Below are 24792 nucleotides of genomic sequence, written 5' to 3'. Positions count from 1 at the left end.
GTCCGGCTCGCCGACGAGCCACCTGATGACCGGAGTCGCGCCGGAAGAAACAAGCTGTAGCAACCCAATTGGGCGCCTCGGGCGTCGCTGAGCGCGACCACGGGCGGCTGCTCGCCGGCCGATCGGCCGACACGGTTGCGTACGAGCGGGTTCCGGACCCGGACTCGGCTCCTGTCCCCCGGCCGGAGCTGCCCGACCGGGACGTTTCGGGTGTGTGGTAAGTCACCTTCATCCCGATGCGGCTGACTGTACACCTCTTCGGCAGGCGGTGGGGAATTGCCATGACGGCGGCGGGATGGGAGGCTGGGGACAGGACGCGGTACCACCGCGACCAGGCCCCAGTGCCCTTTTCCCGGACCGGACCCGGACCCCGTCGGGGACGGAAACCGTTGCTGGACAAGCCTTTACGACTTAGCCAGAGCGGTGACGCCGAATGACTTCCACCCAGGTTCCGGACACCCCCGCGACGGCCGGCAGTGACTTCGCCGAGCTGTCCCGGCTCATCAAGGACGCGGGACTCCTCCGCCGGCGACGGCGGTACTACGCGGTCCGCATCGGGCTCAACCTCGCCGCGTTCGGCGGCGGCTGGGTCGCGTTCGCCTACCTCGGCGACTCGTGGTGGCAGCTGTTCCTCGCGGCCTTCTTCGCGATGATGTTCGCGCAGCTGTCCTTCATCGGTCACGACGCCGGGCACAAGCAGATCTTCCGCGGCCGCCGGGCGAACGACGTCACCGGGATCGTCCACGGTGGACTCACCGGGCTGAGCTACGGCTGGTGGATCGCGACGCACGCGCGGCACCACGCGAACCCCAACCACGAGGACGAGGACCCGGACGTCGACATCGCCATGCTCGCGTTCAGCAAGGCGCAGAGCTCGCAGAAGCGTGGTTTCCTGCGCTGGGTGGCGAAGTACCAGGCGTTCCTGTTCTTCCCGCTGCTGTTGCTGGAAGGCCTGAACCTGCACGTCTCGAGTGTGAAAGCGGTGCTGGGCAAGGATCTTCGGCGCCGCAAGCTGGAGTCGGCGTTGCTGATCGCGCACCTGGTGGCGTACCTCGCCGCGGTGTTCATCGTGCTGTCGCCGCTGACCGGGATCATCTTCATCCTGGTGCACCAGTTCCTGTGGGGCCTGTACATGGGCTGCTCGTTCGCGCCCAACCACAAGGGCATGGAGATGCTCGCGACCGGGCACAAGCTCGACTTCCTGCGCAAGCAGGTACTGACGTCCCGCAACATCCGCGGCGGCCGGATCGTCGACTTCGCGCTCGGCGGGCTGAACTACCAGATCGAGCACCACCTGTTCCCGAGCATGGCCCGGCCGAACCTGAGGCACGCGCAGGTGATCGTCAGCGACTTCTGCGCGCGGCGCGGGATTTCCTACGCCCAGTGCGGCTGGGCGCGTTCGTACGGGTACGTGCTCCAGCACCTCCACGAGTCGAGCGAGCCGCTGCGAAAGCCGCGGGTGGCGGCATGACGGCCCCAGTGCCCGACGCACCCGAGGCCTCGCGATCCGGCACGCGCTGCCCGAGCTGCCCCCACCCACTGGGCACGCACGACGAGATAGCCCGCCGCTACTGCGCGGCAACGGCGGCGGGCAAGGGAGCGGACCGAGGCTGCGTCTGCGGCACGGCGGCGGACCACAAGCCGGCTTGACCGGCTCGGGGCGGCGTGACAGGCCGCCCCGGCCGTTCCCGCCTACGCCTCCTCCGCCAACACCGCCGGCAGGCCGAACGCCCCGAACACCGCCGGCACGAAGGTCGTCACCTCGGCCACCCGCCCTTCGACGATCCGCAGCGCGTTGAGCCCGAACGCCCGGAACTCCCCATCGAATCGAAGGTACGTCGCCACCCCGGGACCGCCGTTCGCCTGGACCGGCACCATCCGCAACTCCATCGACCGCGGCCCGCGCAGCACCGGCGCCCAGCCTTCGAGGACCGTCGCCCGGCCGCTGTACCAAGTCGGCTCCGGGCCCTCGTGGCCGCCCGCTCCCGGCTGGTGGCTGCAGCGGACATCCTCGCTGAGCACCGCCGCAATCGCCGCGTCGTCCGCTGTCGTCAACGCGGAGATGTACCGCGCCACCACTTCGCGCTCTTCGCTGCTCGAAGACACGCGCCACTCCGTACGCCGCGAAGGCAGCTGCTCCTTCAACTCCGCCCGCGCCCGCTGAAGCGAGCTGCTCACCGAAGCCGGGGTTGTCGACAACGCCGTCGCTGTCTCCTTCGCCGACCAGCCGACGACGTCGCAAAGGATGAGTACCGCGCGTTGCCGTGGCGAGAGGTACTGGACGGCCGCGAGGAACGCCAGTTCCACCGTCTCCCGCGAGATGGCTGCTTCGAGGAGGTCGTCCGGCGCCGGCTGCAGCCACGGGACCGCTGCCGCGGGGCGGGGCGCCAGGTGTGAACCGGACGCCGTCGGCAAGTCGACAACCGGGATCGCCCGCGGCGAACGATCCAGGAAGTCCAGGCACGCGTTGGTCGCGATCTTGTACAGCCAGGCCCGCACGCTCGCCCGCCCGGCGTACCCCGCACGCCCGCGCCAAGCACGCAGGAACGTCTCCTGCACCAGGTCCTCCGCCTCGTCCAGCGAGCCCAGGAACCGGTAGCAGTGCACCCGCAGCTCCCGCCGGTGCTGCTCGGTCAGCTCGGCGAACTCCGTCTCGTCCATCGTGTCGGTAACCATGCCCCGTGTGACGCCCTCCGCCGCAGAGATTCAGCTCTTCGCAGGTCAACCGGGGTGTGGCCGAAGTTACTCGCGCGTTAACAACACGTCAGCGGCCGGCGGAAACCCATCAGGACGGCATTCACGGGTGAGCCCCGGAGGCACGAAGAGCGGTGTCCTGGCGAAGTCCGATCCGCCGTGATGCCCGGAGGCACCCGTGACGCTCAGCGAGCTTCTTCCCAGCCTCGGCTGCGAAGCCGCCGATCACCTCGAGCCAGGAGTCTGGCCGCGAAGCACCCGACTCGGCGAAGACGGCGAACTCCTCTTCGCCGGCGCGAAGGTCAGTCACCTCGCCGCCCGCTTCGGGACGCCGTCCTACCTCCTCGACGAGCAGCAGGTCCGCGACACCGCCCGCGAATACCGCGAAGCGCTGCCGGACGTCGAAGTCGCGTACGCGAGCAAGGCGCTGTGTACGCGGTCCGTACTGCGTTGGGTCGCCGAAGAGGGGTTGTCGCTCGACACCTGCTCCGCGGGCGAGATAGCCGTCGCGCGCGCTGTCGGCTTCCCCGCGAAGCGCATGCTGCTGCACGGCAACGCGAAGACGCCCGAAGACCTGAAGGCCGCTCTCGAGTACGGCGTCCGGCGGATCATCGTCGACTCGCTCGACGAGATCGAGCAGCTCGGCGCGCTCGCGCACGGCGGGCAGCAGGTGATGATCCGCGTGACGCCGGGCGTCGCGGCCGGGGCGCACGCGTCGATCAGCACCGGTACCGAAGGCCAGAAGTTCGGCTTCTCGCTCCTCGACGGCGTTCCCGACAACGTCGACGCCGCCGTCGAGGCAGTGAAAAGGCAACCCGGGTTGCGACTTCAGGGCCTGCACTGCCACATCGGCTCCCAGGTGACCCGAATCGACCGGTACGAGGCGGCCGCGCGGCGGATGGCCGAAGTGCTCGTCCGGCTCCGCGACACCCACGGCGTCACGCTGCGGGAGCTCGACCTCGGCGGCGGGCACGCGGTGCCGTACGTCGGCGGCGAGCCCGCGTTCGACCTCGGCGGTTACTCGCGACGGCTGCGCGTCGCCCTCGCCTACGAGTGCGCGGCGCACGGATTCCCGATGCCCCGCCTGACGATCGAGCCGGGCCGGGCGATCGTCGGGCCGGCCGGGATCACGGTGTACCGCGTGTGCGCGGTCAAGCGCGGCAGCCGCACGTTCGTCGCGGTCGACGGCGGCATGAGCGACAACGCCCGCCCGTCGCTCTACGGCGCCCGGTACACGACGCGCCTGATCGGGCGCCGCTCCAAGGAAAAGCGCGTCCCGATGACCGTCGTCGGCCGGCACTGCGAATCCGGCGACGTCCTCGCCGACGGCATCGGCCTGCCCGGCGACCTGCACGCCGGCGACCTCCTGGCCGTCCCGTGCACCGGCGCGTACCACCACTCGCTGGCCTCGAACTACAACCAGGTCGGGCGGCCGCCGCTGGTCGGCGTCAAGGACGGCGTCGCGACGCTGCTCGTGCGCCGCGAAACCGACGAGGACCTCAGCCGCCGCGACCTCGGTTAGCCACCGCCAACCCGGCGAGCAGCACGCCGAGCGCGTACCGGAAGTCGTCGTCGACCGTCGATCCCGCGCGTTCCCGCAACCCCTGCGCCATCAGCGGAAACGGGAACGACTCCGACGCGATCACCGCGGCCTCTTCGGAAGGCGACGGCCGTGTCTGGGCTTCGACGGCCCGCCCCAGCACGAAGTGCACCAGCACCCCGGCCGCGCGGGTGGCCTCCCCGAGCGGGAAGCCCGCGTCGTGCAGCACGCCTACCGCGCGCTCGGCCACCTCGCCGAGCGCGCGGGCCACGGTGAGGTCCGCGCCCAGCGCGACGCGGGCGCCGTCGCGGTGCGCGAGCAACGCCGTGTGCAGCGCGAAGCCCGCGTCTTCGAGCCACTCGAGCCACGGCCCCGACGAAGGCAGCCCGGCGACCACCGGCGCGACGATCGCGTCCGTCATGTGGTCGAGCAGCGCGCGCTTGCTGCGGAAGTGCCAGTACAACGCGGGTGCCTTGACGCCCAGCTCGGTCGCCAGCCGCCGGACGGTCAGCTTGTCCAGCCCCTCGGCTTCGAGCAGGCGAAGCGCGACGCGCACCGCGCCGTCGACGTCCAGCGACATGCTCCTCCTTGACGCCTTAACTAGTTAAGGACATCCTAGCCCTTAACTAGTTAAGGAGGAACCGTGGATGCCGACGTGATCGTCGTGGGTGCGGGCCCGGTGGGCCTGTTCCTCGCGGCCGAACTCAAGCTGGCCGGCGCCGAACCCCTGGTCCTGGAACGGCTGACCGAGCCGTCCGAAGAGCCGAAGGCACGCGGCTTGGGCGCGCTGGCGACCGAGGCGCTCTGGCGACGCGGTCTCGGCCGCCAGCTCGCCGAAGCCGACGTCGAAGGCACGAAGGACCTCGCCCGCGACCACGGCACCACCCGCGGCCACTTCGCGAACATCTTCAAGATCGAGCCCCGGGAAGACCGCCCCCGGACCAACATCTGGCAGCCCGAACTGGAGCGTGTCCTCGCCAAGCACGCCGAAGGCGTCCGGGTGTTGCGGGGCCACGAGGTCACCGCCCTGGAGTCCGATGTGGACGGTGTCACCGTGACCGCCGGAAGGACGTGGCGCGCGAAGTACGTCGTCGGCTGCGACGGTGGCCGCAGCGCCGTCCGGAAGCTGGCCGGCTTCGCCTTCCCCGGCACGCCGGCGCTGCTGCGCACGGTCGCCGGACAGGCGCGGTTCGCCGGGGCCGTCCCGCCGGCCGGGCGGTACGCCGGGGGCGCCTTCCTGCACGGCGGCAGCATGGTCGGCATCACCGAACCCGCGTCGAACCCGGAGCCGGTCGCCGCGGCCGGCTTCGCCGCGAGCATCCGGCGGATCACCGGCGCGGACGTCGTCGTCGAGGAGTTCCGCGAGGAACGGCGGTTCGGCGACCAGGCCCGCCAGGTCGACGACTACCGCCGCGGCCGCGTCTTCCTCGCCGGCGACGCGGCGCACGTGCACTCGCCCAGCGGCGGCCAGGGCCTCAACCTCGGCTTGCTCGACGCGCTCAACCTCGGCTGGAAGCTCGGCGCCGTCCTCCGCGGCGACAAGCCCGAAGCGTTCCTCGACACGTACACGCGCGAGAGGCACCCCGCCGGCGAAGCGGTGCTACGCAACACGCGGGCGCAGTCCGCTCTGCTGGCGCCGGGCCCGCACGTCGACGCACTGCGCGAGATCGTCGCGGAGCTGATGGACCTGCCCGAGGCGAACAAGTACTTCGCGGACCTCCTGTCCGGGGTCAACACCCGCTACGAGTTCCCTTACCCCGCCCGAAAGCCGGTCGGCGAGCACTGCCCGGACTTCGAAATCGTCGATGAGCACGGCCGCACGTCCCGGCTGCACGAGCACACCCGCACCGGCCGCGGCCTCCTGCTCACGACCGAGCCCGTGACCGAACCGCGGGTCGACGTCGTCCGCGTGACGAACACCGGCCCGCTGCTGCTGCGCCCCGACGGCGTCATCGCGTGGGCAGGCGAAGGCTCGCCGGCGACGGCGTTGAACACCTGGTTCCAGAGCGGCGCACAAACCGCCTCGGAATGACTCGTGAGTTTCCCCCTCAGCCACCGAATCCTCGGCAAATCACGATCCTGGCGCCGGATCACGTGAAGCTGCGGCAGGGGTCTCGCTTTCTGGTCAGGTCTCGATACGCTGCGCACTTGACAAATCACATGCCGAAACACAGGGAGGGACGGCATGGGTGACGATTCACGTGCGCGCGGACTGGACAACACGGACAGATCGCTCATCGCCCTGCTGCAGCAGGACGGCCGCGCGTCGTTCACCGCGCTCGCGAAGGCGGTGGGGCTTTCGGAGGGAGCCGTCCGCCAGCGCGTGCAGCGGCTGCTGCGCGACGACCTCATGCAGATCGTCGCGGTGACCGACCCGGTCAACGTCGATCTGACGCGCCAGGCGATGGTCGGCATCAGCGTCGACGGCGCTGATCCGCGCGAGGTGGCGGACAAGCTGTCCGAGCTCGCGCACGTGCACTACGTCGTGCTGTGCGCCGGGCGCTACGACCTGCTGGCCGAGCTCGTCTGCCGGGACGACGACCACATGCTCGAGGTGCTGGGCGAAGAGATCCGCAAGATCGACGGCGTGTCCGGGACCGAGCTGTTCGTCTACCTCAAGCTGGCCAAGCAGAACTACGCCTGGGGCCGGCTCACGGCGTAGCCGCTCGTGAGTGAGAAACAGGGTTGGACACTGTTTCTCACTCACGAGGCCGCTACAGGAACCGCCGGTGCCCGGCGCGCGCCGGCGAGCCCGCTTCGGCGAGCCCCGACAACACAGCCGGCAGCGGATCCCGGTGCAGCACACCGAGGCGCTGCGTCGCGCGGGTGAGCGCGACGTACAGCTCGGCCGCGCCCCGCGCGCCTCCGGCCAGGATCCGCTCCGGTTCGACGACGAGGACGGCGTCGAACTCCAGGCCCTTGGCCGCCGACGGCGGGACGGTGCCGGGCACGCCCGGCGGGCCGATGACGACGCTGGTGCCTTCGCGCCCGGCTTCGTCGCGGACGAACTCGTCGATGGCGTCACGCAGCTCGCCATCGGCGATTCGCCGTGCCCACGGCCGGATCCCGCACGCGCGCACCGATTCCGGCGGCCGCGCGTCCGGCGCGAACTCGGCGAGCAGCCCGCCGGCGACGGTCATGATCTCCGCCGGGGTCCGGTAGTTGACGGTCAGCTCCCGGTGCACCCACCGGTCGGCGACGTACGGCGCCAGCACCGGTCCCCACGCCGTCGCCCCGGCCGGGCTGCGCCGCTGCGCCAGGTCGCCGACGATCGTGAACGAGCGGCTCGGGCACCGCCGCATCAGCACCCGCCAGTCCATTTCGGACAGTTCCTGCGCCTCGTCGACGACGACGTGCCCGTACGTCCAGTCGCGGTCGGCGGCCGCGCGTTCGGCGAGGTCGCGCGCGTCCCGCTCGACGAACCGGCCGGCCAGGTCCTCGGCGTAGAGCAGGTCGGTGGCGACCAGGCCGAGGTCTTCGTCCAGTTCCTCGCGGTCCAGCTTGATCAGGTCCATGACGCCTTCGGCGTACTCGGCGTCCTCCCGCGCCCGCCGGCGAGCGGCGGCCCGTTCGGCGGAGTCGTCGCGGCCGAGCAGGTCGACCAGTTCGTCCAGCAACGGCACGTCCGAAACGGTCCACGCCGCGCCGTCCGCGCGGGACAGCGCCGGGTCGGCCCCGGCGGCCTCGAGCCGGCGCGGCGACATGTACAGCGGCGCCAGCAATGTCTCCGGCGTCAGCTCCGGCCACAACGCGGCCAGCGCGGCGTCGAGGCCTTCGTGCCCGGCCAGCTCGTCGAGGACGTCGGCGCGCAGGCCGGCCCACGCCCCGCGATCCTCGCTGGTCAGCCAGCCTTCGCCGATCCGGGCCACGGCCCGCTCGGCCAGCATCGTCACGACGTGCTCGCGGAAGACCGCGCGGGCCTCGTTGTGCGGCAACCCGGACCGGCGCGCCTCGAGCCGGGCTTCGTCCGCGATGCCGGCGTCGAGGTCGACGGTGACGTCGGCCAGCTCGACCGGCACCGGCTCGTCGGGCACCTTCTGCCGGTCGGCGACCGCCGCCTCCAGCACGTCGAGGATCTTCAGCGAACCCTTGAGCCGCGCCGCTTCCGGCGTGTCCTCGGCGGTCACGCGCAGCCCCGGGACGAGGTCGCCGGTGGTCCGGAAGACGACGTCGGACTCGCCGAGCGACGGCAGCACCCGGCCGATGTGGTCCAGGAACAGCGGACTCGGCCCGACCACCAGCACACCGCTGCGCGACATCCGCTCGCGCCGGGTGTAGAGCAGGTACGCGACGCGGTGCAGCGCGACGGCCGTCTTGCCGGTGCCCGGCCCGCCCTCGACGACGAGCACCCCCGGGTGGGCGAGCCGGATGATCTCGTCCTGCTCGGCCTGGATCGTCGCGACGATGTCCCGCATGCCCTCGCCGCGCGGCGCGTTGACCGCGGCCAGCAAGGCCGCGTCGCCGCGCGCTGTGAAACTCTCCTGGGGGGACGACCCCCCAGACCCCCCGAATGTGTCGGAGCCCGGCCGGCCGAGCACCTCGTCGGTGAAATCGACGATGTTCCGCCCCAACGTGTGGAACTGGCGACGGCGGCGGGTGTTTTCCGGCGTCGCCGCGGTGGCGACGTAGAACGGGCGCGCCGCCGGCGCCCGCCAATCCAGCAGAAGGGGCTCGTAGTCGTTTTCGCCGTCGAAGAGACCGATCCGGCCGATGTAGCTGGTTTCGCCCGTAACGGCGTCCAACCGGCCGAAGCAGAGCCCGTTGTCGGCGACGTTCAGCCGGACCGTCTCGCGCGCCCGGACGCGCACGTCCGCGTCCCGCTCCACCAGCGTGGTCCCCGGTTCCCCGAGTGCGCGGTCGTAGCGGATGCGCGCTTCGTCACGTTCACGGTCGAGGCGCGCGTACAGCCCGTCGACGTACGCGCGCTCCGCCCGCAATTCCTCGTCGTACCCCTGGTTTGACAAATTCCCCTCACAGCGGTTAGACTGACGCTACATTCGACGGGTCTTCCTATTTCAATCGGAAGGCACGTCGATTTTTTATTGTCCACCCGCTGTCAAGGGCCTCAGCCCAGCATGAATTCACGCGGGTTCAGCGGCCGGTCGGCCACCCGCACGTCCCCCAGCAAGCCGGCGAAGCTCCGGTCCACCTTGCTGTCGTACGACGACGCGCCGACCAGCCACGACCCGCCCGGGTTCGCGAGCCCGACCGCCGGCGTGGCCGGGTTCCGCACCACCGGGCAGCCGTCGACGTACACGACCGTGCGCCGCCCGTCGTTGACCACCGCGACGTGCCACCACCTCTCGACCGGCAGCTCGTGGCCCCAGTTCGTCGAGATCCGGTCCTGGTTCAACGGGAACACCGCCCACTGCAGCTCGCCACCGTCCGAAAGGGACAGTGTGGCGGCCGATTCCTTCGGGTCGTCGCCGGTCTTGCCCGCTGCCGCGCCGCTGCCCTCGCGGGCGAACAGGCCGCACCAGCCGTGGTGGCCGTCCTTGAAGTTCGCCGGCAGCCAGAAGAACGCCTCGACGGTGTAGCCGCGTTCGAACTTCAGCTTGTTCATCGGCGCCGTGTCGACCGTGCGCAGGTACGCGCCCCGGCTCGGGTCGCGGCCGCCGTCGAACCGCAGGCTCGCCCGCGACGGCTGCCGCGGCGAGAACTCGCTCGAGAACTTCAGCGCGTCCGGGCCGCTGCCCGGCGCGGTGACGCGGGTGAGGTCGTTGCCGCGCCCGGTCTGGTCGCGCACGACGACGTTGTCCGGCACGGGCTTGCCGTCCTGACCGCCTTCGAAGCGCCAGTAGGCGACCGTGCCCGGCACCAGCAGCTGCTTCGCCGGACGTCCCGGCGGGACCGGCACCGGCGCGAAGCCCCGGAAGCGCTCGGCGAAGTCGATCTCCAGGCTGAAGTAGTCGGCGGTGCCGCTGCGCTCGACCTCGATCCGCTGCATCTCGCTGAGGCGGTCCTGCGCGGCGAGCCACGGCGAGAACGTCCGGACGTCGATCACGCCGCGCGCGAGGTCGAACTGGTAGAGCCGGACCATCGCGCTGCCGCCGTAGTAGCGGTCCTGGTAGTTGGCGATGTGGACGTGGACGTCGTGCCCGGCGGCGTTCTTGCGGACCGTGCGCCCGGTCGGCCAGTAGTGGCCGTTCAGCGTCAGGAAGATCTGGTCGTTGCCGTTCACCAGCTCCTTCCAGACCATTTCGCCGAAGGTGGAGAACTGCGCTTGGGCGTCGTCGTCGGCCCAGACCAGCTCGTGGATGGTGAGGATCGCGGGCAGCGTCGGGTGCTGCGCGAGGACCTGCTTCGCCCAGTTCAAGCCGCCGGCCGAGGGCCGCCAGTCGAGGGCGAGCAGCAGCCAGTCACGGCCACCGCCGCGGAAGACGTGGAAGGTGTTGTAGCCGTCCTTCGAGGCGCCGCGGAACGTCGGCGAGTTGCGCTGCCGCTGCGGACCGAACGCGTCCAGGTACGGCGACGGGCCGCGCTGGTCGTCCTTCGAGCCGTCGATGTCGTGGTTGCCCGCGAGCGTGCTGTACGGGAACCGGCGCCGGTCGAGGGCCTGGAACGACTTGCTGATGCGGGCGAACTCGTCCGCGCGGCCGTTCTGGGTGAGATCTCCGAGGTGAGCGAGGAAGACAACGTTGTCATCCGCCTCGTCGAGGACGTAGCGCAGCGAGGCGTCCAGCGGGGCCGCGTCGCCGCGGTCCTCGTCGAACAGGTACTGCGTGTCCGGCATGACCACGAGCGTGAAGCGCGGATCTTCGGCGTCGGGGCGGTGCGGGCCCTGTGCTTGGGCGGCCGGCGCGCCGAGGACGTTCGGCAGGGTCGCCGCGGCGGCGACGGCCGGGGCGCCGAGGAGGAAGGTCCGGCGAGAAGTGTCAGTCACGGGCGGGAAGCTACGGGCGCCGGCCGACCGCCCCGGCAACTGCCGCCGAACACGGGATGAACAGCGGTACTGTGCGCGCATGCGGGTCTTCCGGCTGATCCAGCCCGTCGACGACATCGAGGTCGCGGTCGCCTTCTACGCCGCCGTCTTCGGCGACCCCGGCGAGCGGATCTCGGTCAACCGGCACTACTTCACCTGCGGCGGCGTGGTGCTCGCCTGCGTCGAGGCACCGCTCGAACACCGCGAACCGCGGCCGCGCAAGGACCCGCGGATCGTCTACCTCGCGGTCGACGACGTCGAGGAGACGTTCGAGCGCGTGCGCGGCGCCGGTCCGCGCTGGATCGACGACGCCATCGAGACGCAGTTCTGGGGCGAACGGTCCTTCTACGCCGACGACCCGTTCGGCAACCCGCTCTGCTTCGTCCAGGAGGACACGCTCTACTTGGGCGGTCCCGTCGGCTGATCGCCGTTCTCGGGGTTCAGCCGCAGCGGCATGGCGAACCAGAGGATGCCGAAGATCAGCACGCACAGCACGCCCATGACGACCATCGCGATCTCGCCGTAGACCACCTTGGCGATCAGCGCGACCGTCGACGTGATCGCCAGGGCCAGGCAGACCAGCCCGACCAGCACCAGGCGGTTGCCGACCGTGAGGATCCGTTCGCGGCTCCCGGTGCGGAAGAGCAGGCGGTGCCACGCGGCGGGCGCGGTCAGCAGCGCCGTCGCGGCCACCGCGAGCGCCACCGCGGACAGGTGCAGCGACTTCTCGAACCCGCTGGCGTCGTGGAAGCGGTCGGTGAACACGACCGAAAGCAGGAAACCGAAGAGGATCTGCACGCCCGCCTGGGCGACACGCAGCTCCTGCAGCAGCTCGCCGACGTTGCGCGTCAGCTGCTCGTTGCGGGTCTCGCCGGTGTGTTCGGCCACGGAAAAACGATACGTGGACTCCCCGGCGGCCACCCGCTGGGAAACGAAGGTTGCTTTCCGCTCAGGAACGGGGACTTTCGGTGGCCGCGAGCAACCGTTGCCCGAGGACGCGGACGGCGTCCCGGAGTTCGGGGCACCGCACGATCCGGAACGGCGCCGGGACCCGGGCGAGCTGCTCGGCGTACCACGCGGGATTGCTGGTGCTGCCGGTCAGCCGCGTCGTTCCGTCGTCGACGCGCTCGAGCTTCCCGACGGCGCGCGGCAGGCACCGGCCCACGCGGTCGAGCGGCGCGTCGACCACGACCTCGACGTCGTACTCCCAGCCGACGGCGAGGTGCTCCTCGACCGTCGCGACGGGATCGAGGTCCTCGGGCGGCTCGAAGGTGTCGTCGCCGATCTCGACGCTGCGGACGCGGTCGATCCGGTACGCGCGCCGCGCGCCCTTCGGGTGGGTGCGGCAGAGCAGGTACCACCGGCCGTGGCGGACGACGACCGCCCACGGGTCGACCTCGCCGGCCCACTCCTTGCCCGCCTCGGAGCGGTAGCCGAGCCGGACCCGCCGGTGGTCGGCGCAGGCGTGCACGAGGGCCGCCGTGGTGTCGGGGTCGGGCCGCGCGGCGGCGGTGTCCGGGGCGGGCGCGGCGGTCCGCCGGACGGCCTCGGCCTGCGCGGCGACTCCCTCCGGGAGGGCTTGCACGATCTTCCCGAGCGCGCCGCCGACCAGGGTGGCGGCGTCCCGGGCGTCGTGGTGGCCGTCGAGCACCGCCATGACCAGGCCGAGCGCCTCGGCGGGGCTGAACGTCAACGGCGGCAGCCGCAGGCCGCGCCCGAGCCGGTAGCCGCCGTACGGCCCGCGGGTGGCCACGACCGGGATGCCGGCCTCGCGCAGGATGCCGACGTAGCGCCGCGCGGCGCGTTCGGACACGCCGAGCTTGCCGGCCAGCCGCTCGGCGGTGATGCCCGGACCGGCCTGCATGAGCTCCAGCGTGCGCAGCGCCCGCGCCGTCGGGCTCGTGTCGTCCGCCATGGGAATTCTCGATTCCGGAAGTGGATCGTCCGGAACCGATCCTAGGCTGCGCGGCCATGACCGACTCCTACGCGACCGTCGTGGTGGACGGCGACGAGATCGCGACCCTGCTCAGCACCCTCGACCGGATCCGGCGCACCTTCGCCTGGAAGTGCGGTGGCCTGGACGCGGACCAGCTGCGCGCCACCACGGCGGCGAGCACGATGACGCTCGGCGGGCTGCTCAAGCACCTCGCGTTCGTCGAGGCGGAGTGGTTCGCCGTCCGGCTGCGCGGTGAGCCGATCGGGCCGCCGTGGGACACCGCCGAGCCGGACACCGAGTGGCAGACGGCCGCCGGCGACAGCCCGTCCGAGCTCTACGCCCTCTGGGACGCCGCCGTCGCCCGGTCACGCGCGATGGTCGCCGCCGCGCTGGCCGAGGGCGACGGTGGCCTTCCGGGCGCCGTCTCCTGGCCCGACGGGCGGACGCCGAACCTGCGACGGATCATCGTCGACATGCTCGAGGAGTACGCGCGCCACACCGGCCACGCCGACCTGCTGCGCGAAGCCGTCGACGGTCTCGTCGGCGAGGACGCGCCGGCATGACAGCCGACGTCGAGGTCGTCCCCGCCAACGAGGCGTCCTGGGACGACCTCGTCGCGATCTTCGGCACCGCCGACTACCCCGGCCGCTGCCAGTGCCAGCGGTTCAAGATCGCCGGCTGGTTCTGGCGCGACTCCACGCAGGAGCAGCGGACCGCCATGCTGCGAAGCCAGACGGGGTGCGGTGACCGGGATGCCGCCACGAGCGGGCTCGTCGCGTACGTCGACGGCGAACCCGCCGGCTGGGTCGCCGTCGAGCCGCGGACCGCCTACCCCAAGCTGCGCGGCTCGCGCGTCCCGTGGTCCGGCCGTGCCGAGGACAAGGACGACGACGGCGTCTGGGCCGTGACGTGCTTCGCCGTCCGCAAGGACTACCGCGGCCGCGGTCTCACCTACCCGCTGGCCGAGGCGACGATCGGCTTCGCCCGCGAGCGCGGTGCGCGCGCACTCGAGGCGTACCCGATGATCACCCAGCCGGGCAAGGAGATCACGTGGGGCGAACTGCACGTCGGCGCCCGTCAGGTGTTCGCCGACGCCGGGTTCACCGAAGTCAGCCACCCCACACCGCGACGCGTGGTCATGCGTATTGAGTTGTCTACAGTGGACTGATACTCACCACCCCCAGGAACGGTCGGGCACCACGCGGATGCGGACGGAGTACTCGGCGTCGAAGGCGTCGGGCGTCTCGAACCCGATGGCGGCGTACGCCGGGCCGTACTTGTCGAGGTAGCCGGGCGCGTCCGACGCCTTCCCGGCTTCGATGTGCGCCTTGCCGTTCACGACGAGGATCGCGCCGCCGCTTTCGTTGCCGTTGAGGTGAAAGCTCACCTCGGGGTTGGCTTCGATGTGCCGCAGTTTCGCGGTGTCGGGCTTGCTGAACACCAGGATGTCGTCGCCGTCGAGGACGAACCACACCGGTCGCGGTGCGGGCCGCCCCTTCGGCGTGACGGTGGTCAGCCAGGCGATCCTCTCCGCGGACCGGTCGGCGAGGTTCGGTTGGGTCATCGGTGGTCCCCCTGGTCGTCGGGCATGTGACCCAGGTAACCACAGGGGTACGACAATTCTTCCCGCGTCAGCGCGAGGCGACCCGCCGCGCGTACCGCGTCCCCGCCGCGAGCAGCACCAGTCCGGCGCCGAGGAACGCGCCGACGCGCGCGAGGCCGTCCAGCGTCGCCAGGTCGAACAGCACCAGCTTGAGCACGGCGGCGCCGACCAGGACCAGGCCGATCACGCGCAGCGCGACGACGTCGATGCCGCGCAGGAGCAGCACGAGCGCCGCGATCGTCCAGGACACCGTGATCAGCGCGTGGCCGAGCAGGAAGCCGGTGCGGCCGGGGACGGCCAGCAGCGACCCGCACAGCACGACCCCGGCGGCACCGTACAGCGCGGAAACCCCGGCGACCAGCCAGATCGGCAGGTCGTCGGCCGGCCCGCGGAAGACCTCGAGGCGCAGCGCCGCCCATGGCAACGCGACCGAAACCGCGAGGAGCAGCGCGGCGACGGCGAGCGCACCGGCGACGTCGCCGGCCGGCCGGATCCGGTACACCATCAGCAAAACGGGGGTGACGTCGAAGAACACGCCGATCACGCCGCCGATCGTCGCGAAGCCGAGCGCGGCGCCCAAGGCGAACTTGTTGCGCCCGCCCAGCGCGGCCACCACGAGCAGCAGCGCCTCGCCTAGCAGCACGGCGGCGCGGGCCGGGCCGTCGAACTGCGTGACGGTCGCCTGCAGGATCGCCAGCAGCCCGGCGAGCCCGGCCAGCTGCCCGGCGAGGCCCGGCCACCAGCGGCGCGCCGCCCACACGGCGAGCAGGACGATCCCGGCACCGGCCGCGACGGGCACCGCCTGGACCTTGGGCAGCAGCACGGCCGCGACGAGCGTCGGCAGGATCGCCGTCGCCAGCAGGGAAAGCGCGGCGGGGTCGTTCTCGCGGCGGCGCAGGACGATGAGCGCGAGCGTGACGCCGACGAGCCCCGCGCCGAGCGCCGCGGCGGTGTTCGGCCGGCTGCTGTGCACCACCGCGGTGCTGACGACCGACGCGAACAGCGGCGGCACGCCGGCGGCGAGCGTCAGGGACGACCAGTCGCGGCGCAGCTGCGCCGGCACCGTCGCGAGCTGGACCATCAGCAGGAAAGCGACGAGTTCGGCGCTGAAGCCGCGAGTGATCATCGGCGCGCAGACGGCGCACCCGAGGACGACGACGGAAGCCAGCAGCGGCGACTCCCACCGCACGGCCACGAGCAGCCCGCCGGCGGCGACCGCGAGGCCCGCGGCGAGCCCGGCGAGCACCGGCAGGAAGTCGTACAGCGTCGTCGCGGCGACGACGTCGAGGTAGAGCGTCGCGATGCCGGTCCAGGCGAGGGCGAACGCCCCGGTGCGGCCGGCGGGCTTGCGGTGCAGCCAGACGCCGGCCCCGGTCAGCGCGAGCCCGAAGGCGGCCCCGACGAGCACGCGCGGCAGCGGCCCGAGCCAGCCGCGTTGGACGGCCAGCACGAGCAGCAGGACGACGCCGAGCAGCGTGACGGCACCGCCGACCCAGGCCAGCACACGGCTGCCGGCGCCTTCCTTGCCGAGCTTTTCGCCCAGCGTCGGCCGCGGCGGGGGCGGCAGGTAGGGCGACGGCGGCGGGACGTACTGCTGCCGGGGCGGCTGCCAGGGGCTCTGCGGCCACGGCGGCGGCGTCGGGTGCGGCCAAGGCTGGGGCTGGGGCTGGGGCTGAGGCTGAGGCTGAGGCGGCACGGCTTGCCGAGGTTGCTCAGCCGGCTGTTCGGCAGGTTTCGGCTGCTCAACACGGACGGAACGCAGTTCGGAGCCCACCACGGCGAGACGACGCCCCAAGTCGTCGATCTCGCCGGCGAGCCGGAGGAGCACATCTGCTTCGGTGGTCATACCGGACAGCGTCACTCACCACGGCCCACCAGCGGATCCGTAGCACTACTCAACCGCGCTGAGTACCCGGTCCATGGTCGTCATGATGGAAACGGTCTCGGCGAGCGGCATGAGCGGGCTTTCGGTCTCACCGGCCGCCAGCCGCCGCGCGACCTCGTCGGCCTGGTGCCGCAGGCCACGGCCCTCGTCGACGTACTCGTGGCGGACCCGCTCGCCTTCGCGCGGGACGAGCGTGAAGGACGCGGGAGCGTAGAACGGGCCGTCGACCTCGATGCGCGCGTCCGTGCCGACGATGACCGCGGTGGTCGGCGAAACGGCGCTCAACGTGCAGTTCAGCACGGCCTGCGCACCGCTCGGGTAGCCGAACAGCATCGACATCTGCGCGTCGACGCCGGTGAAGGCGGGGGTCGCCATGGCGGCGACCCGGTCGGGCGTGCCGAGGACCATCGACGCGAAGGAGACGGGGTAGATCCCCAGGTCGAGCAGCGCGCCACCACCGAGTTCGGGCGCGAAGAGCCGGAAGGCGGGGTCTTCGGCGAACCACTGCCCGTGGTCGGCGGCGACGGTGACGACGTCGCCGAGGCTCGGCAGCAGCTCCCGGATGCGCCGGATGTGCGGCAGGAAGCGCGTCCACATGGCTTCCATCAGGAAGAGGTTCCGTTCCTTCGCCAGCGCGACGAGGTCCCGCGCCTCTTCGGCGTTCATGGTGAACGGCTTTTCGACCAGCACGGGCTTGCCGGCTTCGAGCGCGAGCCGCGCGTTGCCGTGGTGCAGGGGATGCGGAGTGGCGACGTAGACGACGTCGACGTCAGGATCGTTGGCGAGGGCTTCGTAGCTGCCGTGGCGGGTCGGCACACCGCGCGCGTCCGCGAACCGGTCGGCACTCTCGGCCGTACGCGACCCGACGGCCGTGACGACTCCGGAGTCCGTCAGCTCGAGGTCGTCCGCGAAGGCCCCGGCGATGCCGCCGGTCCCCATGATTCCCCAGCGCAGGGGCTTGTCGGTCATGCCGGAACCCTATGTCGGCAAAAGCACGGTGGGTGCCCGCCGCGCGGTCGGGCACGGTGGAGGTTCCCGAGTCGAGCGGAGGCTCGCCGTGCCCCGTCGCCGTGTGCCCGAACGCGCCACCCCCGTCGGTGCCGGCCGGATCTTCCTGCCGGTGATGCTGGTCGTCTTCGGCCTGGGCACGCTGGTGCTCCTGATCGCCGAGATCCGCGTCCTGGCGAACGACTCCGACCGTTCGCCGTGGTTGCTGCTGTCGGCGTTCGCGACGGCGATCCAGCTGGTCGCGGTCGTCGCGCTCGGCTTCAAGCGCCGCTGGGGCGCGCAGGTGCTGGCGGGGGCGTTCGTGGCGAGCGTGCTGCTGGACTTCACGGCGCTCACCGGGCTGACCACGGGAGCAGTCCTGATCAAGATCATCGTGGCCGGCCTCCTGGCGACGGCGGTCCTGGTCCGCTGGGACGACCTCGTCGCTTGACCGCCCCTGGTCGACGTGATCGACACCACAGGCGACAATGGAGGACGTGACCGCCACCCTGAGCAAGCCCGCCCTGAAGATCGGCCCCTACCAGGTCGATCCTCCCGTCGTGCTCGCTCCGATGGCCGGCATCACCAACGTCGCCTTCCGCCAGCTGTGCGCCGAGTACGGCGCCGGCATCTACGTGTGCGAAATGATCACCGCGCGAGCCGTCGTCGAACGGCACCCCGGGACCATGCACATGATGACCTTCGGGGCCAACGAAAAGCCCCGGTCCATGCAGCTCTACGGCGTCGACCCGAAAACCATGGCCGAAGCGGTCCGGATCATCGTCGGCGAGGGGCTCGCCGACCACGTCGACTCGAACTTCGGCTGCCCGGTCGCGAAGGTGACGCGCAAGGGCGGCGGGGCAGCGCTGCCGTACAAGCGGAAGCTGTTCGAGGCGATCGTCCGGGAGTCCGCTCGCGCGGCGGGTGACGTGCCGTTCACGGTGAAGTTCCGCATCGGCATCGACGACGACCACCGCACGTTCCTCGACGCCGGCCGCATCGCCGAAGCCGAGGGCGCGGCCGCCGTCAGCCTGCACGCGCGCACCGCCGCGCAGCGCTACTCCGGCCAGGCCGACTGGACGAAGATCGCCGAGCTGAAGGAAGCCGTCACGAGCATCCCGGTGCTGGGCAACGGCGACATCTTCAGCTCCGACGACGCCCTCCGCATGGTCGCCGAAACGGGCTGCGACGGCGTCGTCGTCGGTCGCGGCTGCCTGGGCCGCCCGTGGCTGTTCGGCGAGCTGGAAGCGGCCTTCGCCGGCCGCCCGCTGCCGACCCCGCCGAACCTCGGCGAGGTCGCCCGCGTGCTGCGCCGCCACACGGAACTCCTCATCGAGCACGACGGCCACGACAAGGCCATGCGCGACATCCGCAAGCACATGGCCTGGTACCTGATGGGCTTCCCGGTCGGCTCGGAGTTGCGTCGCGGGTTCGCGATGGTGTCGTCGATGGACCAGCTGGACGACCTGATCGCCCAGCTCGACCACGACGCACCTTTCCCCGAGGCGGCAACGGGCCCGCGTGGACGTCAGGGCTCCCCGGGCAAGGTCACGCTGCCACACGGCTGGCTCGACGACCCGGACGACGGCTGCGTCCCCGAGGCGGAAGACATGCACTCAGGCGGCTGAGGCTCACCCCGAAGAGCACCACCCCCAGCGGCACGTGCACGACCTTGACGTGCGCGATCCCCAGGAAGACCTGCGCCAGCACGAGCGCGAGGAAAACCACCGCGAACAGGATCGGCCGCGGTGAGCCGCCACCGGGCTTCCACGCGAGGACAGCCGCGACGACCTGCACCACCGCGACGACGAACACGGTGTAGGCCGCCGCGCTGTGCAGCGGGTGGCCGGATCTGGTGGTGAGCAGCAGACCGGCGGTGACGGCGGAGAAGAAGAGCGCGAGAGTCTGCAGGCCGATCGTGACGCGCAAGAAGGTTCCCATGCGGACCCGACGACGCAGGCGTGACATCTGTCAGGTCCAAGTCGTGGCGGACGGCATCCGTCCCGAACCCCTCACCGCGACAAGCTTTTCCCATGACGAACAACGGTTCCCCGCTCAAGTCCCTCGCGATCGACATCGCCGTGCCGATCGGCGTCTACTACGGGCTCCACGCGCTCGGCGTGAGCGTCTTCCTGTCGCTCGCCCTCAGCGGTGTCGTCCCGCTCGCGCGGACGCTCCAGCAGTTCGCCAAGCACCGCACCCTCAACGGCCTCGCACTGGTCGTGCTGGTCACGAACGTCGTCGGCATGCTGCTGACCTTCGTCTCCGGCGACGCGCGCATGATGATCGCCAAGGACTCGCTCGGCAGCGGCATCACCGGACTCGTCATCCTCGCCTCCGCGTTCACCGCGGCGCCGATCATGACCAAGACGATCCAGCCGTTCCTCACCCGCGGCAAGCCCGAAAACGAGGCCGCCTGGGAACGCCTCGCCGGCACCCCGCGGTTCGAAGCGATCATGCGCCGTACCAGCGTCATCTGGGGCATCGGCTTCGTGCTCGAGTCCGCTGCTCGCGTCGTCGGGGCCTTCACGCTGCCGATCGAAACCATGGTCTGGCTGAGCACCGTCATCTTCGTGGGCGCCTTTGCGGTGATCATGGTCATCGGCGGGAAGACGGCCGAACAGGCGGGCAAGATGATCGAGGCCGACGTGAAACACCTGGTCGCGGCTTGACCTGCGACAACCCCGACGTGTACAGGTGTGTACATGTACAGCAAGCGGCAGCAGCTCGTCGGCGACCTCTCCGACCTGATCCGCTCGGGCCGGCTCGCCCACGGCGAACGGCTCCCCGGCGAAAACCAGCTCGCCCTGCAGTACCAGGTCAGCCGCGGCACGGTCCGCAGCGCCCTCTCCGAGCTCCAGCAGCTCGAGCTCATCTCCACCCAGGCCGGCGTCGGCTCGTTCGTCACCTTCGACGGCGTCCAGCTCGACCAGCGGATCGGCTGGGCCCGCGCCCTCGCCGACGCCGGCGCGCCCGTCACCACCGAACTCCTCGGCATCGAGGCCGTCGAAGACCAAGCCCTCGAAGAGGAGTTCGGCGAGACGGCCTACGTCGCCGTGCGGCGGCTGCGGCGCGAGCACGAGCGGGGCGTCTCGCTCGAAACCGCCACCGTCCCCGCCGCCGGCCTGCTCGCCGACCTCCCCGAGACCGGCCTCCGCGACGGCTCCCTGACCAAGACCCTCGAAGCCGCCGGGCGGATCTCCGTCGGCGGCGACCAGTGGATCAGCACCGAACGCCTCGACGCCTGCGCCGCCGAGCTCCTCGGCCGCAGCATCGGCGAGCTGTTCCTCCGCGCCGAGCGCACCTCGGTCGACGTCGAAGGCCGGCTCGTCGAACGCGTCGTCAGCCTGCTGGACCCCGACCGGTTCCAGTTCCACCTCACCTTCGGACACCGGTGAGCGCGCGGGACCGGGCGCTCGGCGCCTTCACCGGCCTGGCCGTCGGCGACGCGCTCGGCATGCCGACGCAGTCCATGTCCCGCGCCGCGATCGCCGCGACTTACGGCCCGGTCACCGGCCTGCTGACCGCCGTCGCCGAGCAGCCGGTCGCGCCGTCGATGCCCGCCGGGTCGGTCACCGACGACACCGAACAAGCCGTCCTGCTGGCCCGGCTGCTCATCGACGGCCGCGGCACCGTCGAGCCGCACGTCTTCGCCGACGCCCTGCTCATCTGGGAGGCGGACATGGTCCGCCGCGGCTCCGCGGACCTGCTCGGCCCGTCGACGAAACGCGCGCTTTCCCGGCTCCAGGACGGCGTCCCGGCCGACGAGGCCGGCCGCACCGGCACGACCAACGGCGCCGCCATGCGCGTCACGCCGGTCGGCATCGCCACGCCGTCCGAGGACCTGCACCGGCTGGTCGACGCCGTCGTCGCGACCGCGCGCGTCACGCACAACACGAGCCTCGGCATCGCGTCCGCCGCCGCGGTCGCGGCGGCCGTGTCCGCCGGGGTCGACGGCGCGAGCCTGCCCGAAGCGCTCGACGCCGGCGAGCGCGCGGCCGTCGTCGGCGGGGAACGCGGCCACTGGGCGCCCGGCGGGGAGATCGCCGCGCGGATCCGCTGGGCCCGCGGCTGGGTGCGGGGCATGGCGCCGGACGCCGTCGCCGACGCGGTCGCCCGGGTCATCGGCACGTCGGTCGCGTCGCAGGAGTCGGTCGTGGCCGCGTTCGCGCTGGCCGAGGCCATGGGCGACGACCCGCCGGCGGCGTTGCGGCTGGCCGCCGGGCTCGGCGGCGACACCGACACGGTCGCCGCGATCTGCGGGGCGATGCTCGGCGCCGCGCACGGCGTCGGCGTCTTCCGCCCCGACGTCGTCGAGACCGTCCTGGCGGTAAACCGCCTCGAATTCGGCCCGCTGGTCGACGAGCTCCTCAAGCTGCGCCGCCGATGAGCGGGCGGCTGGTGCACACCGGGCAGGTCGTTCTCGACCTCGTCATGGCGGTGCCGGCCCTGCCCCCGCCGGGTGGTGACGTCATGGCGTCTTCGACGAACCTGTTGCCCGGCGGCGGTTTCAACGTCATGGCCGCGGCCGCGCGCTCCGGGGCCCGGGTGCTTTACGCGGGCAGCCACGGCGCCGGCGCCTTCGGCGATCTCGTGCGTGCGGCCCTGACGGCCGAAGGCATCGAACTGGCCCACGAACCGACGCCCGAGCTGGACACCGGCGTCGTCGTCGCGCTCGTCGACGCGAGCGGCGAGCGCACTTTCGCGACCGGCACCGGCGCCGAGGGACGGTTGCGATCCGCCGCGCTCGCCGAAGTCGTTCCAAAGGATGACGACGTGGTGTACGTGACTGGCTACAGTTTGTTGCATAAGAGCAATCGCACGGCTCTCCTCGAGTGGCTACCCCGCCTGCCCGGCTCGAGGATCCTGTTCGACCCCGGCCCGTTGGCCGCCCAAATCACCCCTGGAGACCTTCACGACTTACTGTCCATTGTAGACATCCTGAGCTGCAACGCCCGCGAAGCGGACGTGCTCGGGGCGCTGCCGCCGGTTGCCGTCGTCCGCGAGGGCGCGAAGGGCTGCCGCGTCCTCGAGCACGGGCGCGTCACCGACGTGCCGGGCTTCCCCGTGGACGCGGTGGACACCAACGGCGCCGGCGACACGCACTGCGGCGTACTGGCCGCGGAGCTGCTGCGCGGCAGTACCCTCCTCGACGCCGCCGTGCGCGCCAACGCGGCGGCCGCGCTTTCGGTGACCCGCCGCGGCCCGGCGACGGCACCGCGCCGGGCGGAGATCGACAAGCTGGTGGAGGCCACGACATGAGCGGTACCCGCAGGCTCGAGGTGGAGACCAACGGCCTCGACGTGATCGACGACGCCGAGCGCCGCGGGCGCCCGCGGCAGCTGTTCTGGCCGTGGTTCGGCGCGAACGTGTCGGTGCTGGGGCTGAGCTACGGCTCGTTCACGCTCGGCTTCGGCATCTCGTTCTGGCAGGCGCTGGTCGCCGGCGTCGTCGGCATCCTGTTCTCGTTCCTGCTGTGCGGGTTCATCGCAATCGCCGGCAAGCGCGGTTCGGCGCCGACGATGCTGCTCTCGCGCGCGGCGTTCGGCGTGCGCGGCAACCGGCTGCCGTCGGCGATCTCGTGGCTGCTGACGGTCGGCTGGGAAACCGTGCTGACGGCGTTGGCGACGCTGGCGACGTCGACGGTCTTCGAGCGCCTCGGCTGGGGCGGCGGGACCGCGACGAAGGTGATCGCCCTCGTTGTGGTCGCCGCGCTGACGGTCGCCGCCGGCGTGCTCGGCTTCGACGCGATCATGAAGCTGCAGACGTGGATCACCTGGATCACCGGCGTGCTCACGGTGGTCTACGTGGTCCTCGTGGCGGGTGACGTGCACTGGGACGCGGTCAGCGCGCTGCCGTCGGGTTCGGCGCAGCAGTGGGTCGGCGCGCTGGTGTTCCTGATGACCGGCTTCGGCCTCGGCTGGGTCAACGCGGCCGCGGACTACTCGCGCTACCTGCCGCGTTCGTCGTCGAGCCGCGGCGTGGTCGGCTGGACGACGTTCGGCGCGTCGGTGGCGCCGCTGGTGCTGCTGGTGTTCGGGCTGCTGCTGGCCGGCTCGTCGCCGGACCTGAACAAGGCCATCGCGGCCGACCCGATCGGCGCGCTGACGACGTTGCTGCCGCTGTGGTTCCTGGTGCCGTTCGCGATCGTCGCGGTGCTCGGCCTCGTCGGCGGCGCGGTGCTGGACATCTATTCATCGGGCTTGGCGCTGCTCTCGGCGGGGTTGCGCGTACCGCGCCCGGTGGCGGCCTTCGTCGACGGCGTGCTCATGGTGGCGGGCACGATCTACATCGTCTTCTTCGGCGGCGAGTTCCTCGGCCAGTTCCAGGGTTTCCTGGTGACACTGGGCGTCCCGGTGGCGGCGTGGTGCGGCGTGATGCTCGCGGACGTCCTCCTACGGCGGCGCGACTACGCGGAGCGCGACCTGTTCGACCCGGCCGGCCGCTACGGCAACGTCCGCGTCGGCCCGATCGCACTGGTCCTGGTGGCGACGGCGCTGGGCTGGGGCCTGGTGACGAACACGTCGGCGGATTGGCTGAAGTGGCAGGGCTACCTGTTGGAGCCGCTCGGCCTGGGCGGCCGCGACGGCTCGTGGGCGTACGCGAACCTCGGCGTACTCCTGGCACTGGCGCTCGGTTTCGTGGTGACGTTGTCTACGCGGCAACGCATCCGCGCGCAGGAGGCAGCGTGAGATCGGTCCTGGCGGTCATCGACCTGCAGAACGTGTTCGCGGACCCGGCGAGCGAGTGGTTCACGCCGCGCTTCGCCGAGATAGTCCCGCAGATCCACCGCCTGACAGCGGCATTCGGCGACGACGTGGTGTTCACGAGGTTCATCGCGCCCGCGCGTCCGGAGGGGGCGTGGAAGCAGTACTACGAGCAGTGGCCGTTCGCGTTGCAGCCCCCGGATTCCCGGCTGTACCAGATCATCGACGCGTTCCAGCCACCATCCACAGTGGACGCGAGCACGTTCGGCAAGTGGACAGCCCGCATGGCCACCCGAGTAGGCGGCGCGAGGTTGGTGCTGGCGGGCGTGTCAACGGACTGCTGCGTGCTGTCAACGGCACTGGCGGCAGCGGACGCGGGGGTATCGGTAACGGTGGTATCGGACGCGTGCGCAGGCGTGGACGACGAGAGCCACACGAAGGCGCTGGACGTCATGAGGCTGTACGGCCCGTTGGTGAAGGTGGCCACAACGGAGGAGGTGCTGGCCTGACACCGGACG

General features: G+C 71.5%; 26 protein-coding genes. 16 read left to right on the top strand and 10 right to left on the bottom strand.

The genetic code is table 11. The features are described 5' to 3' along the window. The first annotated feature begins 433 nt into the window (after nucleotides 1–433). Nucleotides 434–1471, top strand: a complete 1038-nt coding sequence (locus ABFJ78_RS04595) for a fatty acid desaturase family protein (RefSeq protein WP_436384405.1) — start codon at nucleotides 434–436, stop codon at nucleotides 1469–1471. Further along, nucleotides 1468–1650, top strand: coding sequence for an RGCVC family protein (locus tag ABFJ78_RS04590; RefSeq protein ID WP_436384404.1), 183 nt, complete (start codon nucleotides 1468–1470; stop codon nucleotides 1648–1650). The genes ABFJ78_RS04595 and ABFJ78_RS04590 overlap by 4 nt, the downstream gene beginning before the upstream one ends. Nucleotides 1651–1692: 42 nt before the next feature. On the opposite strand, the gene ABFJ78_RS04585 is transcribed toward ABFJ78_RS04590, so the two are convergent. Next, on the bottom strand, nucleotides 1693–2676 hold the full coding sequence (locus tag ABFJ78_RS04585; RefSeq protein WP_436384403.1) for an RNA polymerase subunit sigma-70: 984 nt from the start codon (nucleotides 2674–2676) through the stop codon (nucleotides 1693–1695). 196 nt (nucleotides 2677–2872) lie between these two features. Here ABFJ78_RS04585 and lysA point away from each other — a divergent pair, with 196 nt between their 5' ends. Further along, on the top strand, nucleotides 2873–4216 hold the full coding sequence (gene lysA, locus ABFJ78_RS04580; protein ID WP_436384402.1) for a diaminopimelate decarboxylase: 1344 nt from the start codon (nucleotides 2873–2875) through the stop codon (nucleotides 4214–4216). Here the strand turns inward: lysA and ABFJ78_RS04575 are convergent. Next, nucleotides 4194–4814, bottom strand: a complete 621-nt coding sequence (locus ABFJ78_RS04575) for a TetR/AcrR family transcriptional regulator C-terminal domain-containing protein (protein ID WP_436384401.1) — start codon at nucleotides 4812–4814, stop codon at nucleotides 4194–4196. The two genes, lysA and ABFJ78_RS04575, sit on opposite strands and share 23 nt — an antisense overlap. A 63-nt stretch (nucleotides 4815–4877) precedes the next feature. Between ABFJ78_RS04575 and ABFJ78_RS04570 the strand changes: the two genes are divergently transcribed. Continuing rightward, nucleotides 4878–6266 (top strand): FAD-dependent monooxygenase, encoded by a 1389-nt coding sequence (locus tag ABFJ78_RS04570; RefSeq protein ID WP_436384399.1) that lies wholly within the window; start codon nucleotides 4878–4880, stop codon nucleotides 6264–6266. A gap of 153 nt (nucleotides 6267–6419) precedes the next feature. Then, nucleotides 6420–6896, top strand: a complete 477-nt coding sequence (locus ABFJ78_RS04565; RefSeq protein ID WP_086677247.1) for an Lrp/AsnC family transcriptional regulator — start codon at nucleotides 6420–6422, stop codon at nucleotides 6894–6896. A 52-nt stretch (nucleotides 6897–6948) separates the two neighbouring features. Here ABFJ78_RS04565 and helR read toward each other — a convergent pair whose 3' ends face one another. Further along, nucleotides 6949–9198, bottom strand: coding sequence for an RNA polymerase recycling motor ATPase HelR (helR, locus tag ABFJ78_RS04560; protein ID WP_436384398.1), 2250 nt, complete (start codon nucleotides 9196–9198; stop codon nucleotides 6949–6951). A gap of 101 nt (nucleotides 9199–9299) precedes the next feature. Continuing rightward, nucleotides 9300–11117, bottom strand: coding sequence for a LamG-like jellyroll fold domain-containing protein (locus tag ABFJ78_RS04555; RefSeq protein WP_436384397.1), 1818 nt, complete (start codon nucleotides 11115–11117; stop codon nucleotides 9300–9302). A gap of 79 nt (nucleotides 11118–11196) precedes the next feature. On the opposite strand from ABFJ78_RS04555, the gene ABFJ78_RS04550 reads away from it, so the two are divergent. Then, complete coding sequence (locus ABFJ78_RS04550; RefSeq protein ID WP_436384396.1) at nucleotides 11197–11580, top strand: VOC family protein; 384 nt, start codon at nucleotides 11197–11199, stop codon at nucleotides 11578–11580. Here the strand turns inward: ABFJ78_RS04550 and ABFJ78_RS04545 are convergent. Both ABFJ78_RS04545 and ABFJ78_RS04540 read right to left on the bottom strand, forming a co-directional pair. Beyond that, entirely contained in the window at nucleotides 11556–12044 is a 489-nt protein-coding gene (locus tag ABFJ78_RS04545) for a DUF6328 family protein (RefSeq protein ID WP_436384394.1), read from the bottom strand. The two genes, ABFJ78_RS04550 and ABFJ78_RS04545, sit on opposite strands and share 25 nt — an antisense overlap. 61 nt (nucleotides 12045–12105) lie before the next feature. Then, nucleotides 12106–13071 carry a helix-turn-helix transcriptional regulator gene (locus tag ABFJ78_RS04540; protein WP_436384393.1) on the bottom strand — a complete coding sequence of 322 codons (966 nt, stop codon included), beginning with the start codon at nucleotides 13069–13071 and terminating at the stop codon, nucleotides 12106–12108. Nucleotides 13072–13127: 56 nt separating this feature from the next. Here ABFJ78_RS04540 and ABFJ78_RS04535 point away from each other — a divergent pair, with 56 nt between their 5' ends. Both ABFJ78_RS04535 and ABFJ78_RS04530 read left to right on the top strand, forming a co-directional pair. Then, a complete protein-coding gene (locus ABFJ78_RS04535; RefSeq protein ID WP_436384392.1) occupies nucleotides 13128–13655 on the top strand; it encodes a DinB family protein in 528 nt (175 codons plus the stop codon). After that, nucleotides 13652–14260, top strand: coding sequence for an N-acetyltransferase family protein (locus ABFJ78_RS04530; protein WP_436384391.1), 609 nt, complete (start codon nucleotides 13652–13654; stop codon nucleotides 14258–14260). The genes ABFJ78_RS04535 and ABFJ78_RS04530 overlap by 4 nt, the downstream gene beginning before the upstream one ends. Nucleotides 14261–14263: 3 nt before the next feature. Here the strand turns inward: ABFJ78_RS04530 and ABFJ78_RS04525 are convergent, their stop codons facing one another. From ABFJ78_RS04525 to ABFJ78_RS04515, 3 genes are all read right to left on the bottom strand, one after another. Continuing rightward, nucleotides 14264–14656: a TIGR03667 family PPOX class F420-dependent oxidoreductase gene (locus ABFJ78_RS04525; RefSeq protein ID WP_436384390.1), complete on the bottom strand. Its 393-nt coding sequence runs from the start codon at nucleotides 14654–14656 to the stop codon at nucleotides 14264–14266. A gap of 67 nt (nucleotides 14657–14723) precedes the next feature. Next, entirely contained in the window at nucleotides 14724–16541 is a 1818-nt protein-coding gene (locus ABFJ78_RS04520; protein WP_436384389.1) for a DUF2339 domain-containing protein, read from the bottom strand. A 45-nt stretch (nucleotides 16542–16586) separates the two neighbouring features. Beyond that, a complete protein-coding gene (locus tag ABFJ78_RS04515) occupies nucleotides 16587–17549 on the bottom strand; it encodes a Gfo/Idh/MocA family protein (RefSeq protein WP_436384388.1) in 963 nt (320 codons plus the stop codon). Nucleotides 17550–17637: 88 nt separating this feature from the next. Between ABFJ78_RS04515 and ABFJ78_RS04510 the strand changes: the two genes are divergently transcribed. Beyond that, nucleotides 17638–18018, top strand: coding sequence for a hypothetical protein (locus tag ABFJ78_RS04510; RefSeq protein ID WP_436384387.1), 381 nt, complete (start codon nucleotides 17638–17640; stop codon nucleotides 18016–18018). Nucleotides 18019–18055: 37 nt separating this feature from the next. Further along, a complete protein-coding gene (dusB, locus tag ABFJ78_RS04505; protein ID WP_436384386.1) occupies nucleotides 18056–19195 on the top strand; it encodes a tRNA dihydrouridine synthase DusB in 1140 nt (379 codons plus the stop codon). Here the strand turns inward: dusB and ABFJ78_RS04500 are convergent. Further along, on the bottom strand, nucleotides 19116–19508 hold the full coding sequence (locus ABFJ78_RS04500; protein ID WP_436384385.1) for a hypothetical protein: 393 nt from the start codon (nucleotides 19506–19508) through the stop codon (nucleotides 19116–19118). The genes dusB and ABFJ78_RS04500 overlap by 80 nt on opposite strands. A gap of 92 nt (nucleotides 19509–19600) precedes the next feature. On the opposite strand from ABFJ78_RS04500, the gene ABFJ78_RS04495 reads away from it, so the two are divergent. The 6 genes from ABFJ78_RS04495 to ABFJ78_RS04470 are packed head-to-tail and all read left to right on the top strand — an operon-like array spanning nucleotide 19601 to nucleotide 24783. Next, entirely contained in the window at nucleotides 19601–20239 is a 639-nt protein-coding gene (locus tag ABFJ78_RS04495; RefSeq protein ID WP_436384384.1) for a VC0807 family protein, read from the top strand. A 33-nt stretch (nucleotides 20240–20272) separates the two neighbouring features. Next, on the top strand, nucleotides 20273–20965 hold the full coding sequence (locus tag ABFJ78_RS04490; RefSeq protein WP_436384383.1) for a GntR family transcriptional regulator: 693 nt from the start codon (nucleotides 20273–20275) through the stop codon (nucleotides 20963–20965). Next, the gene (locus ABFJ78_RS04485) at nucleotides 20962–21957 is read left to right on the top strand and encodes an ADP-ribosylglycohydrolase family protein (RefSeq protein ID WP_436384382.1); all 996 of its coding nucleotides are present in this window, start codon (nucleotides 20962–20964) and stop codon (nucleotides 21955–21957) included. Before ABFJ78_RS04490 ends, ABFJ78_RS04485 begins: the two co-directional genes overlap by 4 nt. Beyond that, complete coding sequence (locus ABFJ78_RS04480) at nucleotides 21954–22829, top strand: PfkB family carbohydrate kinase (protein ID WP_436384381.1); 876 nt, start codon at nucleotides 21954–21956, stop codon at nucleotides 22827–22829. The genes ABFJ78_RS04485 and ABFJ78_RS04480 overlap by 4 nt, the downstream gene beginning before the upstream one ends. Beyond that, on the top strand, nucleotides 22826–24259 hold the full coding sequence (locus ABFJ78_RS04475; RefSeq protein WP_436384380.1) for a purine-cytosine permease family protein: 1434 nt from the start codon (nucleotides 22826–22828) through the stop codon (nucleotides 24257–24259). Before ABFJ78_RS04480 ends, ABFJ78_RS04475 begins: the two co-directional genes overlap by 4 nt. Further along, entirely contained in the window at nucleotides 24256–24783 is a 528-nt protein-coding gene (locus ABFJ78_RS04470; protein ID WP_436384378.1) for a cysteine hydrolase family protein, read from the top strand. Before ABFJ78_RS04475 ends, ABFJ78_RS04470 begins: the two co-directional genes overlap by 4 nt. The last annotated feature ends 9 nt before the right edge of the window (nucleotides 24784–24792 follow it).

The sequence above is a fragment of the Amycolatopsis sp. MEPSY49 genome, assembly GCF_051337345.1.
GTDB lineage: Bacteria > Actinomycetota > Actinomycetes > Mycobacteriales > Pseudonocardiaceae > Amycolatopsis.
The sequence above is the reverse complement of the archived record's forward strand: the minus strand, read 5'-3'. Positions and strand labels throughout refer to the sequence as shown.

What these genes read in the sequence shown, in the direction of transcription:
- ABFJ78_RS04595 (WP_436384405.1), top strand. Translation starts at nt 434, where the DNA reads ATGACTTCCACCCAGGTTCCGGACACCCCCGCGACGGCCGGCAGTGAC.
- ABFJ78_RS04585 (WP_436384403.1), bottom strand. Translation starts at nt 2,676, where the DNA reads ATGGTTACCGACACGATGGACGAGACGGAGTTCGCCGAGCTGACCGAG.
- ABFJ78_RS04590 (WP_436384404.1), top strand. Translation starts at nt 1,468, where the DNA reads ATGACGGCCCCAGTGCCCGACGCACCCGAGGCCTCGCGATCCGGCACG.
- ABFJ78_RS04490 (WP_436384383.1), top strand. Translation starts at nt 20,273, where the DNA reads ATGTACAGCAAGCGGCAGCAGCTCGTCGGCGACCTCTCCGACCTGATC.
- ABFJ78_RS04565 (WP_086677247.1), top strand. Translation starts at nt 6,420, where the DNA reads ATGGGTGACGATTCACGTGCGCGCGGACTGGACAACACGGACAGATCG.
- ABFJ78_RS04475 (WP_436384380.1), top strand. Translation starts at nt 22,826, where the DNA reads ATGAGCGGTACCCGCAGGCTCGAGGTGGAGACCAACGGCCTCGACGTG.
- ABFJ78_RS04525 (WP_436384390.1), bottom strand. Translation starts at nt 14,656, where the DNA reads ATGACCCAACCGAACCTCGCCGACCGGTCCGCGGAGAGGATCGCCTGG.
- ABFJ78_RS04480 (WP_436384381.1), top strand. Translation starts at nt 21,954, where the DNA reads ATGAGCGGGCGGCTGGTGCACACCGGGCAGGTCGTTCTCGACCTCGTC.
- dusB (WP_436384386.1), top strand. Translation starts at nt 18,056, where the DNA reads ATGGAGGACGTGACCGCCACCCTGAGCAAGCCCGCCCTGAAGATCGGC.
- ABFJ78_RS04535 (WP_436384392.1), top strand. Translation starts at nt 13,128, where the DNA reads ATGACCGACTCCTACGCGACCGTCGTGGTGGACGGCGACGAGATCGCG.
- ABFJ78_RS04575 (WP_436384401.1), bottom strand. Translation starts at nt 4,814, where the DNA reads ATGTCGCTGGACGTCGACGGCGCGGTGCGCGTCGCGCTTCGCCTGCTC.
- ABFJ78_RS04515 (WP_436384388.1), bottom strand. Translation starts at nt 17,549, where the DNA reads ATGACCGACAAGCCCCTGCGCTGGGGAATCATGGGGACCGGCGGCATC.
- ABFJ78_RS04550 (WP_436384396.1), top strand. Translation starts at nt 11,197, where the DNA reads ATGCGGGTCTTCCGGCTGATCCAGCCCGTCGACGACATCGAGGTCGCG.
- ABFJ78_RS04530 (WP_436384391.1), top strand. Translation starts at nt 13,652, where the DNA reads ATGACAGCCGACGTCGAGGTCGTCCCCGCCAACGAGGCGTCCTGGGAC.
- ABFJ78_RS04495 (WP_436384384.1), top strand. Translation starts at nt 19,601, where the DNA reads ATGACGAACAACGGTTCCCCGCTCAAGTCCCTCGCGATCGACATCGCC.
- ABFJ78_RS04520 (WP_436384389.1), bottom strand. Translation starts at nt 16,541, where the DNA reads ATGACCACCGAAGCAGATGTGCTCCTCCGGCTCGCCGGCGAGATCGAC.
- ABFJ78_RS04540 (WP_436384393.1), bottom strand. Translation starts at nt 13,071, where the DNA reads ATGGCGGACGACACGAGCCCGACGGCGCGGGCGCTGCGCACGCTGGAG.
- ABFJ78_RS04500 (WP_436384385.1), bottom strand. Translation starts at nt 19,508, where the DNA reads ATGGGAACCTTCTTGCGCGTCACGATCGGCCTGCAGACTCTCGCGCTC.